The sequence below is a fragment of the Arenimonas sp. GDDSR-1 genome, assembly GCF_025980345.1.
In the GTDB taxonomy this organism is placed as follows: Bacteria; Pseudomonadota; Gammaproteobacteria; order Xanthomonadales; family Xanthomonadaceae; genus Arenimonas.
On sequence record NZ_JAPDUI010000058.1, the window covers coordinates 1 to 12,050 of the forward strand.

14 protein-coding genes are annotated in these 12,050 nt (G+C 64.4%); 11 read left to right on the forward strand and 3 right to left on the reverse strand.

Translation table 11 applies throughout. The annotated features are described in order from the left end of the window. On the reverse strand, positions 1-698 hold a 698-nt coding region (gene aroE / locus Q0W88_RS08790; protein ID WP_297802386.1), incomplete at its 3' end, for a shikimate dehydrogenase. A gap of 9 nt (positions 699-707) precedes the next feature. Beyond that, positions 708-1,694 carry a porphobilinogen synthase gene (hemB, locus tag Q0W88_RS08795; RefSeq protein ID WP_297802346.1) on the reverse strand — a complete coding sequence of 329 codons (987 nt, stop codon included), beginning with the start codon at positions 1,692-1,694 and terminating at the stop codon, positions 708-710. A gap of 115 nt (positions 1,695-1,809) precedes the next feature. Between hemB and Q0W88_RS08800 the strand changes: the two genes are divergently transcribed. Continuing rightward, the gene (locus tag Q0W88_RS08800; RefSeq protein ID WP_297802349.1) at positions 1,810-4,710 is read left to right on the forward strand and encodes an EAL domain-containing protein; all 2,901 of its coding nucleotides are present in this window, start codon (positions 1,810-1,812) and stop codon (positions 4,708-4,710) included. Here Q0W88_RS08800 and Q0W88_RS08805 read toward each other — a convergent pair. Then, positions 4,691-5,674 carry an NAD-dependent epimerase/dehydratase family protein gene (locus Q0W88_RS08805; protein WP_297802352.1) on the reverse strand — a complete coding sequence of 328 codons (984 nt, stop codon included), beginning with the start codon at positions 5,672-5,674 and terminating at the stop codon, positions 4,691-4,693. The two genes, Q0W88_RS08800 and Q0W88_RS08805, sit on opposite strands and share 20 nt — an antisense overlap. Here Q0W88_RS08805 and rsmG point away from each other — a divergent pair. The 10 genes from rsmG to Q0W88_RS08855 all read left to right on the forward strand — a co-directional run bounded on the left by rsmG (position 5,673) and on the right by Q0W88_RS08855 (position 11,863). Further along, positions 5,673-6,380, forward strand: coding sequence for a 16S rRNA (guanine(527)-N(7))-methyltransferase RsmG (rsmG, locus tag Q0W88_RS08810; RefSeq protein WP_297802354.1), 708 nt, complete (start codon positions 5,673-5,675; stop codon positions 6,378-6,380). The genes Q0W88_RS08805 and rsmG overlap by 2 nt on opposite strands. Positions 6,381-6,459: 79 nt before the next feature. Then, positions 6,460-7,239 (forward strand): ParA family protein, encoded by a 780-nt coding sequence (locus Q0W88_RS08815; protein WP_297802357.1) that lies wholly within the window; start codon positions 6,460-6,462, stop codon positions 7,237-7,239. Then, positions 7,239-8,117 (forward strand): ParB/RepB/Spo0J family partition protein, encoded by an 879-nt coding sequence (locus Q0W88_RS08820; RefSeq protein WP_297802360.1) that lies wholly within the window; start codon positions 7,239-7,241, stop codon positions 8,115-8,117. Before Q0W88_RS08815 ends, Q0W88_RS08820 begins: the two co-directional genes overlap by 1 nt. 43 nt (positions 8,118-8,160) lie before the next feature. Continuing rightward, positions 8,161-8,898 carry a glycosyltransferase family 2 protein gene (locus tag Q0W88_RS08825; protein WP_297802363.1) on the forward strand — a complete coding sequence of 246 codons (738 nt, stop codon included), beginning with the start codon at positions 8,161-8,163 and terminating at the stop codon, positions 8,896-8,898. Beyond that, positions 8,895-9,224, forward strand: a complete 330-nt coding sequence (locus Q0W88_RS08830; protein WP_297802365.1) for a lipid-A-disaccharide synthase N-terminal domain-containing protein — start codon at positions 8,895-8,897, stop codon at positions 9,222-9,224. Before Q0W88_RS08825 ends, Q0W88_RS08830 begins: the two co-directional genes overlap by 4 nt. Positions 9,225-9,449: 225 nt before the next feature. Further along, the gene (gene rpmB, locus Q0W88_RS08835) at positions 9,450-9,686 is read left to right on the forward strand and encodes a 50S ribosomal protein L28 (RefSeq protein WP_297802368.1); all 237 of its coding nucleotides are present in this window, start codon (positions 9,450-9,452) and stop codon (positions 9,684-9,686) included. A gap of 12 nt (positions 9,687-9,698) precedes the next feature. Further along, on the forward strand, positions 9,699-9,863 hold the full coding sequence (rpmG, locus tag Q0W88_RS08840; RefSeq protein ID WP_188449914.1) for a 50S ribosomal protein L33: 165 nt from the start codon (positions 9,699-9,701) through the stop codon (positions 9,861-9,863). Positions 9,864-9,978: 115 nt separating this feature from the next. Continuing rightward, on the forward strand, positions 9,979-10,704 hold the full coding sequence (locus Q0W88_RS08845; RefSeq protein ID WP_297802376.1) for an SDR family oxidoreductase: 726 nt from the start codon (positions 9,979-9,981) through the stop codon (positions 10,702-10,704). After that, entirely contained in the window at positions 10,704-11,603 is a 900-nt protein-coding gene (locus Q0W88_RS08850; protein WP_297802380.1) for a TIGR01777 family oxidoreductase, read from the forward strand. The genes Q0W88_RS08845 and Q0W88_RS08850 overlap by 1 nt, the downstream gene beginning before the upstream one ends. Before the next feature lie 26 nt (positions 11,604-11,629). Continuing rightward, positions 11,630-11,863 carry a DUF167 domain-containing protein gene (locus Q0W88_RS08855; RefSeq protein ID WP_297802383.1) on the forward strand — a complete coding sequence of 78 codons (234 nt, stop codon included), beginning with the start codon at positions 11,630-11,632 and terminating at the stop codon, positions 11,861-11,863. Positions 11,864-12,050: the final 187 nt, after the last annotated feature.

Below are 12,050 nucleotides of genomic sequence, written 5' to 3' on the forward strand. Positions count from 1 at the left end.
TTGGCCCAGGCCAGAAAATCGATGGCGGCCCTGCCGTAACTCAGATCCACCGCCACGGTGTGCGTGCCGGCCAGCCGGAACGGCAGCTGCAAGGGCTGCGTGCCGCGCCCGGCGGAGGTGGCGTTGAGGATCAGGTCGAAATGGCCGAGCTCGGGCAGATCCTGCCAATAGCGGGTATGCGCACGCCCGGGTTCCTGTAGGGCATCGGCCAGTTCATCGGCGCGCTCCGGGCTGCGGTTGCAGACCACCAGTTCGCCGATGCCGGCATCCAGCAGGGCGGGCGCCACGCCGAAGGCGGCACCGCCGGCGCCGAGCAGCAGCGTGCGGCGTCCGCGCAGATCGATGTTTCGGCGCAGGCACAGATCATTCACCAGGCCGACGCCATCGGTGTTGTCGCCGTGCCAGACGCCGTCAATAGTACTGAGGGTATTGACCGACTGTGCGCGCCGCGCGCGCGGCGTCAGTTCGGCGCAGAGGTCCATTACCGCGCGTTTATGCGGCAGCGTCACATTGGCGCCGACACCGCCTTCGGCCGCGAAGCGGGCTAAACCGGATGCCAGCGCATCCGGCGCCAGTTCCAGACGGTCGTAATCGAGATCCACCGACCACTGGCCGGCGAAATGCTTATGGATGTAAGGCGACAGCGAATGATCGACCGGCTGGCCGATCACCGCGAAGCGTGCATGCGGCTGGCGCAGCGGCACGCCTCAGTCCTTCAGGTAACGGGCGGCGTCGAGCGCGTAGTAGGTCAGGATGCCGTCGGCGCCGGCACGTTTGAACGCCAGCAAGGACTCCATCACGCAGGCGCGTTCGTCCAGCCAGCCGTTCTGCGCGGCGGCCTTGATCATCGCGTATTCGCCGGAGACCTGATACACGAAGGTCGGCATTTCGAAACGGTCCTTGACCCGGCGCAGGATGTCCAGATAGGGCATGCCCGGTTTCACCATGATCATGTCGGCGCCTTCCTCGATATCCAGCGCGACCTCGCGCAGGGCTTCGTCGGAATTGGCCGGATCCATCTGGTAGGAATACTTGTTGCCGCCGCCGAGCGCCGACGCCGAACCGACCGCATCGCGGAACGGCCCGTAAAACGCCGAGGCGTATTTGGCGGAATAGGCCAGAATCTGGGTGTTGACGAAGTTTTCTTCTTCCAGCGCTTCGCGGATGGCGCCGATGCGGCCGTCCATCATGTCGCTCGGCGCGACCACGTCGGCACCGGCAAAGGCATGCGACAGCGCCTGCGCGACCAGCACCTCGACGGTTTCATCATTGAGCACGTATCCGGCGTCATTGATCAAACCGTCCTGGCCGTGACTGGTGTAGGGATCGAGTGCGACATCGGTGATCACGCCCATCTCCGGGAAGCGCGACTTGATGGCGCGGATGGCGCGCTGGGCCAGACCGTTTTCATCGTAGGCCGCCACCGCATCCAGCGACTTGGCCTCCGGCGCGGTGACCGGAAACAGCACCATGGCCGGAATGCCGGCGCTCATCGCCTGCTCGGCTTTGCGCACCAGGGCATCGATGGACAGGCGTTCGACACCCGGCATCGAGGCCACCGGCGTTACCGTATCCAACTCATGCACGAACACCGGCAGGATCAAATCGCTGACATCCAGCCGATGTTCGCGCATCAGGCGCCGGGAAAACACGGATGCGCGCATGCGGCGCGGGCGTGACATCGGAAAGGACATGGGCGGCTCCTGAGGCAATGCCGCTATTTTAATCCCAATAGGGGTCATGGCGTGGCCGGAGCCCAGCTGATAGAATCCTCGACACGGGGAGGGGATGCGTTGAACGGAAATGGTCGTGGCGACTAAAAGCCAACTTTATCAGGATCTTAGAAAAGCATCCGACATTGTGGCGGCGGCCGAAGTGCTGTGCGCCTATCTGCGCGCGCGCGGCATTTCCGAACATCCGCGCTGCCTGTGGCATCTGCATTCGCCGCATTACCAGGCGCTCGGCCATCAGTCCCTGCCCGCCATGAGCATGCAGGACATGAAGCGTCTGGAAACCTCGGCCTCGGAACACCCTGGCGACTGGGCCGAATCCCCGGTGATTCTGGCCCGGCACCGCAGCTCCCTGTTCATCCTCGATGTCAACTGCGGGGCCGGAACGCGGCAGACCCTGGACGAAGAGCTCCAGGCGGCATCGGCCATGCTGTCCTATCTGATGGCGCGGCACCAGTGCGATCTGCAGCAACAGCAGCTGATGAAATCCGAAAAACTGCAGCAGGCCCTGTTCGACATCAGCAATCTGGCCTACACCGAACACGACACCGCCGTGCTGTTCCGGAAACTGCACGGCATCATCGCCGGCCTGGTCTATGCCGAAAATTTCTTCATCGTGAACTTCGACGAAAGCAAGGGCACGATGCAGTTCCTGTATTACGCCGACAGCATCGACAAGGAACCGGTCGATCCCGACATCGAGTGGGACAAAAGCATGCTGGCCAACAGCGTCACCCTGGCCATGCTGCAGTCGAAGCGCTTCGCCTGGGACAGCTCGGAGGCCCTGCTCGACCGCTTCGGCCTGGCCCGCGACAACGAACTCGGGCCGGAAAGCGTCGACTGGCTGGGCATCCCGATGCTGGACAACGGCGTGGTGGTCGGCGGCCTGGTCATCCAGAGTTATCTGCCCGACAAACGCTACACCCAGGCCGACCTCAATCTGATGTCGTTCGTGGCCGAACACATCCGGCAGTCGCTGACCCGGCGCGCGCAGACCGTGGAGCTGGAGCGCATGGTCGATGAGCGCACCGCCAAACTGAGCCAGGAAATCCGTGAACGCGAACGCTCGGAGATGATCCAGTCGGCGCTGTTCAACATCACCCGGCTGGCCAGCCAGAGCGAAACCCTGGAGCAGTTCTATCCGGCCATGCACGAGATCGTCGGCCAGCTGCTGGACGCCAAGAACATCTACGTCGCGTTCATCGACGGCACCGGCGCGACCCTGCACTTCCCGTACTACATCGACGAACGCAGCAACGACCCCGTGGTGGCGCGTCCGGTCTCGAACGGACTGACCGAATGGGTGCTGCACAAACAGGCGCCGGTGCTGCTCAGCGAACGCGACATCCAGCGCCTGAAGCAGGACGGACTGGCGGTGATCAAGGGCGCGGTGCCGCAGTGCTGGCTGGGCGTGCCGCTGCTGATCCGGGGCCGTGCCATCGGCGTCATCGCGCTGCAGAGCTACGACAGCCACGACGCCTACTCCAGCAAGGAGCAGGAGCTGCTGATGTTCGTCAGCAGCCATATCGCGCAGGCGCTGGAGAAGATCGAATCCTCGAACCGGCTCAAGCAGGCCTATGCCGAGATGGAATCGAACATCCTGCGCCGGACCCAGGAACTGGAGATGAGCAACCAGGCCCTGCGCGAACAGATCGGCCGGCGCGAGGAAGCCGAGCAGAAGCTGAAATACGATGCCATGCACGACCAGCTGACCGGGCTGGCCAACCGCAACCAGCTGTACGAACGCCTGAAGCAGTCGCTCAGCCTGTACCAGAACAACCCGGCACGCATGTTCGCGGTGTTCTTCATCGACCTCGACCGTTTCAAGATCATCAACGATTCCATGGGCCACTGGGTCGGCGACGAGCTGCTGAAAACCGTGGCCGAACGCATCCAGCGCTGCGTGCGCAAACCGGATCTGGTGGCCAGGCTCGGCGGCGACGAGTTCGCGGTGATCCTGAACTCCATCCGCAACGTCAACGAATCGCGGCTGGTGGCCGAGCGCATGCTCAACGAGTTCGACGAGGCCATATTCATCCAGGGCAAGGAGCTGTTCATCACGCCCAGCATCGGCATCGCCATCTCGCATGAACGCCACCACGATCCCGATGAAATCCTGCGCGATTCGGACATCGCCCTGTACCGCTCGAAGGAACTGGGCCGCAACCGCTTCACCTTCTTCGATGACGCCCTGCACCAGTCCGCGCTGAAAACCCTGATGATCGAGGGCGATCTGCGCCGCGGCCTGGCGCGCAGCGAACTGTTCCCGCATTACCAGCCGATCAGCGATCTGACCACCGGCCGCACGCTCGGTTTCGAAGCGCTGATGCGCTGGCGCCATCCGGAGCGCGGCATCCTGCTGCCGGCCGACTTCTCCGACATCGCCAAGGAAACCGGACTGATCGAACAGATCGACTGGTGCATCTACGAACAGGTCTGCCGCGATCTGCCGGTCCTGCTCGGTGCCGCGGAGTATGTCAGCATCAACGTATCGCCGCGCCATCTGGGCCATGAGAACTTCGCCAACCGGCTGCTGGCGCTGCTGGCCGAGTACGGCGTGTCACCGGACAACCTGACCATCGAGGTCACCGAAGATGCGCTGATCGAGCATCCGGAACTCGGCCTGAAGCTGCTGACCCAGCTCAAGCATGCCGGATTCAAGATCAACCTCGATGACTTCGGCACCGGCTATTCCTCGTTTTCCTATCTGCACAAATACCCGCTGGACTGCCTGAAGATCGACCGCAGCTTCATCGCCACGCTGACCGACAACCCCAACAACAAGACCTACCATCTGATCCACGCCATCCACGCGCTCGCGCTGTCGCTGGGCCTGAACGTGATCGCCGAGGGCGTTGAAACCGAAGCCCAGCGCGAATGCCTGATGGCCATCGGGGTCAAGACCGGACAAGGGCACCTGTTCATGCCCTCCTATGCCATCGAGGAAATCGGCGCAGCACTCAAACTGGCGACGCCGTGATCATGCCTTCGGCCCGCATCCAGGCCAGGGTGTCCGCCATCAGCTGCGGCAGCGGCGTTTCCCGGTAACCGAGCTGGGCCATCGCTTTTGCGGAATTCACTTTCAGGTGATGGCAGGTCATGGCCACGGCCGCCGGGGTGATCTGCGGCATTTTGCCGGTCACCGCCGCCGCCATTTCGCTCAACTGTCCGACCACGCGCAACAGGGCCTGCGGCATCGCGCGCCGGGCCGGCGGCCGTCCGGAAAGCTGCGCGGCCAGCTGCACGAACTCCAGGAAGCTGGCATGGCTGCCGCCGAGCAGGAAGGATTCATTGCGCAGACCGCTCTGCCAGGCCTTGACCTGTGCTTTGGCGATTTCACGGACATCGGCGAAGGCGCCGGAACCGGGCGGAACGCCGGGCAGGGTGCCGTCATGCACCATCTTGACCAGACGCGCCCAGTTGTTGCGGTCGCCCGGGCCGAGCACGTGCGAGGGATTGAACACCAGATAGGGCAATGCCGACTGGCGGACCGCCTGCTCGCCGAGGAACTTGCTGCGTTCGTAATTGATCCAGCTTTCGCCGCCGCGCTGCGGCAGGGTTTCGGTCAGGACCTCTTCGACCAGATGCGAGTACGCCGACACGCTGGAGGTATGCACGAAGCATTCGACGCCGTTGGCTTCGGCGGCGGCCAACAGGCGCCGCGTGCCTTCGATGTTGGTGTCGTTCTGGACCTCGCGGTCTCTCGACCAGGCGCTGGTATTGGCGGCGCAGTGGAACACCGCGTGCACGCCTTGCGCCGCCGCATTCAGCGCGGCTTGGTCCCCGAGGCTGCCGCGCACCGGCACGGCGCCGGCATCGGCCAGTACCGCATCGGAAGCCGCGCCGCGCGACAAGGCCTGCACGCGGTGGCCGTTGGCGAGCAGTTCGCGCAACAGATGGCCGCCGACGAATCCGCTGGCACCGGTCAACAGGACATTGGCCATGCGCTACTCCCTGTGGTTTTCATTAGTGTATGCGCAGTCGCGCCGTATTTGCGACAATAGACCGATGAACGCCGAACGCCATCCATTGCATGACGCACTCTGCCAGGGCCTGGATGCGCTCGGACTCGGGCGCGACCACGCCGACCGGCTGCTGCAGTATCTGGATCTGCTGGCGCGCTGGAACCAGACCTACAACCTGACCGCCATCCGCGATCCGAAGGACATGCTGGGCAAGCACCTGCTGGACTCCTTGGCCATGCATCCGTATTTCACCCAGGCCACGCTGGCCGATCTGGGGACCGGGCCGGGCTTGCCCGGCATTCCGCTGGCCATCATCCGGCCGGAAGCCGCGGTCAGTCTGGTGGAAAGCAACGGCAAGAAAGCCCGCTTCCTGCGCGAAGCGGTGCGCCAGCTCGGTCTGGACAACGCCCGGGTCATCGAATCGCGTGCCGAGGCCGTGGCCGAGCCGGGCCGCTATGCCGCCATCACCGCGCGCGCCATGGACCGCCTGGCCGGCATTCTGGCGGTCGGCGGCCACCTGCTGGCGCCCGATGGCGTGCTGCTGGCAATGAAAGGACCGCGCATCGCCGATGAAATCGCGGAGCTGGATGCCCGCTGGCGGGTCATCGCCTGCCACCCGCTGCACGTACCGGGACTGGATGCCGAGCGCCAGCTGGTGGTGGTCGGACGCGCCGCACTTCCATAAAAATTTACCCTTGCCCCGCCAAACGCCGCCGTCATTGGGCATAATGGAGGGCTGGAAGTCGCCGGTTACTGGAAGCTGAATGAGCCGCATCATCGCAATCGCCAATCAGAAAGGCGGAGTGGGCAAGACCACCTCGGCCGTCAATCTGGCGGCCGCACTGGCCGCCGCGCCGAAGAAAGTGTTGCTGGTCGATCTCGATCCGCAGGGCAATGCGACCATGGCAGCCGGCTTCGACAAACGCGAACTGGAACATGCCATCACCGAATTGCTGCTCGGTGAATCGTCGATCGGACAGGTCCTGCGCCGCAGCGAAGAAGGCTTCGACCTGATTCCCGGCAACATCGACCTGACTGCGGCCGAAATCCAGCTGATGGACATGCCGGCGCGCGAAAGCCGCCTGAAACAGGCCCTGGAACCGATCCGCGGCGATTACGATTTCATCATCATCGACTGTCCGCCCTCGCTGTCGCTGCTGACCCTGAACGCGCTGGCCGCCGCCGACGGCATCATCGTGCCGATGCAGTGCGAGTATTTCGCGCTGGAAGGACTGAGCTCGCTGATCAACACCATCAACGCGCTGAAGCAGAAGCTCAACCCGGCGCTGGAAATCGACGGCATCATCCGCACCATGTACGACGTGCGCAACAATCTGGCCAATGCGGTCAGCAACGAGCTGACCCAGCATTTCGGCGACACCGTGTTCCGCACCCTGGTGCCGCGCAACGTGCGTCTGGCCGAGGCGCCCAGCCACGGCATGAGCATCCTGCGCTACGACCGCAGCTCGCGCGGCGCATTGGCCTACATGGGCCTGGCCGGCGAAGTGATCCGCCGCAACGATAAAACCAAAGGGAGCAGCTGATGGCCGCCAAGAAAACCGGACTCGGACGCGGTCTTGATGCGCTGCTCGGCGGCAACCTGAAAGCCGCGGCGGCGCCCGCCGATCTGAGCAAGGAAGGCCTGACCCGGCTGCCGATCACCAAGCTGCAGCCCGGCAAGTACCAGCCGCGGCGCGATATGAAAACCGAGAAGCTGACCGAACTGGCCGACTCCATCCGCGCCCAGGGCGTGATCCAGCCGATCGTGGTGCGCGACATCGGCGGCGGCAAATTCGAAATCATCGCCGGCGAACGCCGCTGGCGCGCGGCCCAGTTGGCCGAACTGCGCGATGTGCCGGTGGTGGTGCGCGAAGTCGACGACCGCGCGGTCATCGCCATGGCACTGATCGAAAACATCCAGCGCGAAGACCTCAACCCGCTGGAAGAAGCGACCTCGCTGCACCGGCTGATCGATGAATTCGACCTGACCCACCAGCAGGCCGCGGAAGCGGTCGGCCGCTCGCGCGCCGCGGTGTCCAACCTGCTGCGTTTGCTCGAACTGCCGGAAGCCATCCGCAAACTGGTCGAAGCCGGGCAGCTGGAAATGGGCCATGCCCGCGCCCTGCTGACCCTGCCGGCCGATCTGGCCATCGCGCTGGCGCAGACCGCCGCCGCAGAGCAGCTCTCGGTGCGCGAAGTCGAGCGGCGTGCGCAACAGGCCGGCAAGACCAAACCGCCGGCGAAAATCGGTTCGGCGCCGGCCCGCAGCAATGCCGACATCGAAACCCTGGAGCGTGAAATCGCCGATCTGCTGGGCGCGAAAGTGCAGCTCAATCACGGCCGCAAAGGCAGCGGCAAACTGGTCATCCACTACCACGGCCTCGACACGCTCGACGGCATTCTGGAAAAACTGCGGCGCTGACGCGCTACAATAGCGGCAGATCCCTAGCCGACGAGGCCACCCCATGACGCTGGACAACGCCGCCGTGCCGCAGGTTTCCGTGGTCGTTCCGGTATTCAACGAGCAGGACAACATCGCGCCGCTGGTGCATGAAATCACCGCCGCCCTGCGCGGTCTGCTGCCGTTCGAGATCGTCTACGTCGATGACTGCTCGAAGGACGCCTCGCGCGAGGTGCTGAAACAGCTCCGGGAAACGGTGCCCGAACTGCGGGTGTTCGGCCACACCCGGCAGAGCGGCCAGAGCACCGCCATCCGCAACGGCGTCAAACTGGCGCGCGGCGAATGGATCGCCACCCTGGACGGCGACGGCCAGAACGATCCGGCCGACATACCGAAACTGCTGGCGGCCCGCGATGCCGCCGATCCGACGGTGAAGCTGTTCGCCGGCTGGCGCGTCGAACGCAAGGACACCGGCTCGAAGCGCTGGGCCTCGAAGGCGGCCAACGCCATCCGTTCGCGCCTGCTGCGCGATGAAACCCCGGACACCGGCTGCGGCATCAAGCTGTTCGAGCGCGCGCTGTTCCTCGACCTGCCCTACTTCGACCACATGCACCGCTACCTGCCGGCCCTGGTCAAGCGCGCGGGCTGGCAGTCGGTCAGCGTGCCGGTCAACCACCGCGAACGCAGCACCGGCGTCTCCAAATACAACAATCTGGGCCGCGCTTGGGTCGGCATCGCCGATCTGCGCGGCGTAAGCTGGCTGATCAAGCGCAGCAAGATCACCGGAACCGCCGAACTATGATGAATCTGCCGATCGAGTGGCTGGCCTGGACCGGGCTGGTCATCACGCCCTGGAAACTGATCGGCTACACCGGCGCGCTGATGTTCGGCGGCCGCTGGCTGGTGCAGTTCATCGCCTCCAAGCGCGCCGGAAAACCGGTCATCCCGCGCGTGTTCTGGTACATGAGCGTGGTCGGCAGCCTGATGACCCTGAGCTACTTCCTGTTCTCCTCCAAACAGGATTCGGTGGGCGTGCTGCAGAACCTGTTTCCGGCCTTCACCGCCCTGTACAGCCTGTATCTGGACATCAAGCACCGCGGCTGGCACCGCGACAAGGCCTCGCACTAGGCCTTGGGCATCAAGGGCTTAGCCCGGAATTCCGGCCGGATTCAGCTAAGTATTTGCGCCACAAGGAAAACTTTGGCATAATAGCGGGCTCGCCTGAAGCACTGCTGGCCGTGCGGCCCACAATACGCACGCCGTCATCGGGCACCACCCCATTGTGTGCGGAATTTCCGCGGGGCCGAATTCACCCGGGCTACGGGTGATCCTTAAAACTCCACGAGGTACGCCATGAGTCGTATTTGCCAAGTAACCGGCAAGGCCATGCAAAGCGGCAACAACGTTTCGCATGCCAACAACAAAACCCGCCGGCATTTCCATGCCAACATCCACGAGCGCCGTTTCTGGGTTGCCAGCGAAGACCGCTGGATCAAACTCAAGGTCTCGGCCCATGGCCTGCGTACCATCGATAAGCGCGGTATCGATTCCGTGCTGGCCGAACTGCGCGCCCGTGGCGAAAAAATTTAAGGAGCACCTGACATGGCATCGAAACGCGACAAAATCCGCCTGATCTCCACCGCCGGCACCGGTCACTTCTACACCACCGACAAGAACAAGAAGACCACGCCGAACAAGATGGAAATTTCCAAATACGATCCGGTCGTGCGCAAGCACGTCCCGTACAAGGAAGGCAAGATCAAGTAAGCCCCGGCTTGCTGCAACGGAAAAACCCGCCCACCGGCGGGTTTTTTCATGGCCGGAGCACCACATTTCCATCACGCCTGCCGCCGCATACTGGTTTTTTATGCGGGAATCGCCCATGTCCGGAAGCATCCTGATCTTCGGCGCCAACGGCGGCATCGGTTCGGCCACGGCCCGTCTGCTGGCGGCGCGCGGCCATCATCTGCATCTGGCCGGGCGCAATGCCGAGGCCATCACCGGCCTTGCCGCGGAACTCGGCGCCGGCTGCAGCATCGGTGATGTGCTCGATGACGGCTTCATCGCCCAAGCCGCACAGGATGCCGGTGAGCGCCTCGATGGCCTGGTCTATGCCGTCGGCAGCATCACCCTGAAAGCCCTGCCGCGGCTGAGCCGTGCCGATTTCCTGCGGGATTACGAACTCAATGCGCTGTCGGCGGCGCTGGCGGTGCAGGCCGCATTGCCGGCCCTGAAAGCCTCCGGGCGCGGTTCGGTGGTACTGTTCAGTTCGATCGCCGCCAGCCAGGGCTTCGGCATGCATGCCTCCATCGGCATGGCCAAAGCCGCGGTCTCGGGGCTGACCCTGAGTCTGGCCGCGGAACTGGCGCCGGCGGTGCGGGTCAATGCCATCGCCCCGTCGTTGACGCAGACGCCGCTGTCGAAAAATCTCTGGCAGAACGAAGCCATGGCGCAGAGCATCGCCGCCCTGCATCCGATTCCACGGCTCGGCTCCGCCGATGACATGGCCGCGCTCGCGGCATTCCTGCTGTCGCCCGAGGCGGCATGGATCACCGGCCAGATCCTCGGCGTCGATGGCGGCCGCTCCAGCCTGCGGGTCAAGGGCTGATGCGCATTCTGGTCACCGGCGGCACCGGCTTTCTCGGCACGGCGCTGGTGCACCGGTTGCTGCAGCGCGGCGATGACCTCACCGTGCTCAGCCGCCGCCCGGAGGCGGTGAAGGCGAAGTTCGGCGACGCCGTGCAGGCCTGGAGCCGTCTTTCGGCGTGGACGCCCGACCGGCATTTCGATGCCGTCATCAATCTTGCCGGCGAACCGATCATCGACCGGCCGTGGAGCGCCGCGCGCAAACAGGCCCTGCGCGACAGCCGCATCGGCATTACGAATCAACTGATCAAAGCCATGCAAAGCGCCGAACGCAAGCCGGCGGTATTTCTCAGCGGCTCGGCCATCGGCATTTACGGCGATGCCGGAAGCGCGGAACGCGACGAAAGCGCACCGGCCGCGGCGGATTTCGGCGCGCGCCTGTGCCTTGAATGGGAGCAGGCCGCACTGCCGGCCGAGGCGCTCGGCGTGCGCGTCTGCCTGCTGCGCACCGGCCTGGTGCTGCATGCCGACGGCGGCATGCTGAAAAAAATGCGGCTGCCGTTCAAACTCGGGCTGGGCAGCCGGCTCGGCGATGGCCGGCAGATCATGAGCTGGATCCACCGGCATGATTATCTGAATGCGCTGCTGTTTGTGCTCGATCATCCGGACTGCCGGGGCGCCTTCAATCTGACCGCCCCTGCGCCGGCCAGCAACCGTGCGTTCACCGATGCGCTGGCCCGGAGCCTGCACCGCAAGGCCGTGCTGGTCACGCCCGAATGGGCCCTGAAGCCCGTCCTCGGCGAGCGCAGCCTGCTGCTGTTCGGGGGACAGTGTGCCGTGCCGGCGGCACTGCTGGCCCGGGGCTTCGTTTTCCGCTTCCCGGCGCTGGCCGGCGCGTTGGAAAACGCTGGAGTAAACTAAACCGGTCCGTTCCATGCGAGCCGCCCGTGTCCGTACCGAGTTCCCTGCAGGTCAAAGTCAAACCGAATGCCCGCGAAGACCGCTTCGTGCCGGGCGATGACGGCGTCTGGCTGGCCAGCCTCAAGGCGCAACCGGTCGACGGCAAAGCCAATGACGCGCTGATCGCCCTGGTTGCTGCGCATTTTAGCCTGCGCAAAAACCAGATCACCATCAAATCCGGGGCCGGCGCGCGCATCAAGCGCCTGCTGATTGCACCCTAGGAACGAAGGCATGGACAGTAAAGAACAGGATTACATCCTCGGCACGCACGATGCCGAAATCGGCCGTCTGCAGCTGCAACATGGTGTGTGGCGGGAGCGGGTCAGGGACTGTTGGCAGCGGGCCGGCATCGCGCCCGGCATGCGCGTGGTCGATATCGGCTGCGGCCCGGGCTTCGCCAGCGCCGAT

Excerpts from the sequence above, each read along its gene's own strand:
- hemB (WP_297802346.1), bottom strand. The coding sequence starts at position 1,694 with ATGTCCTTTCCGATGTCACGCCCGCGCCGCATGCGCGCATCCGTGTTT.
- rsmG (WP_297802354.1), top strand. The coding sequence starts at position 5,673 with ATGCGCTACTCCCTGTGGTTTTCATTAGTGTATGCGCAGTCGCGCCGT.
- Q0W88_RS08805 (WP_297802352.1), bottom strand. The coding sequence starts at position 5,674 with ATGGCCAATGTCCTGTTGACCGGTGCCAGCGGATTCGTCGGCGGCCAT.
- Q0W88_RS08815 (WP_297802357.1), top strand. The coding sequence starts at position 6,460 with ATGAGCCGCATCATCGCAATCGCCAATCAGAAAGGCGGAGTGGGCAAG.
- Q0W88_RS08820 (WP_297802360.1), top strand. The coding sequence starts at position 7,239 with ATGGCCGCCAAGAAAACCGGACTCGGACGCGGTCTTGATGCGCTGCTC.
- Q0W88_RS08825 (WP_297802363.1), top strand. The coding sequence starts at position 8,161 with ATGACGCTGGACAACGCCGCCGTGCCGCAGGTTTCCGTGGTCGTTCCG.
- Q0W88_RS08830 (WP_297802365.1), top strand. The coding sequence starts at position 8,895 with ATGATGAATCTGCCGATCGAGTGGCTGGCCTGGACCGGGCTGGTCATC.
- rpmB (WP_297802368.1), top strand. The coding sequence starts at position 9,450 with ATGAGTCGTATTTGCCAAGTAACCGGCAAGGCCATGCAAAGCGGCAAC.
- rpmG (WP_188449914.1), top strand. The coding sequence starts at position 9,699 with ATGGCATCGAAACGCGACAAAATCCGCCTGATCTCCACCGCCGGCACC.
- Q0W88_RS08845 (WP_297802376.1), top strand. The coding sequence starts at position 9,979 with ATGTCCGGAAGCATCCTGATCTTCGGCGCCAACGGCGGCATCGGTTCG.
- Q0W88_RS08850 (WP_297802380.1), top strand. The coding sequence starts at position 10,704 with ATGCGCATTCTGGTCACCGGCGGCACCGGCTTTCTCGGCACGGCGCTG.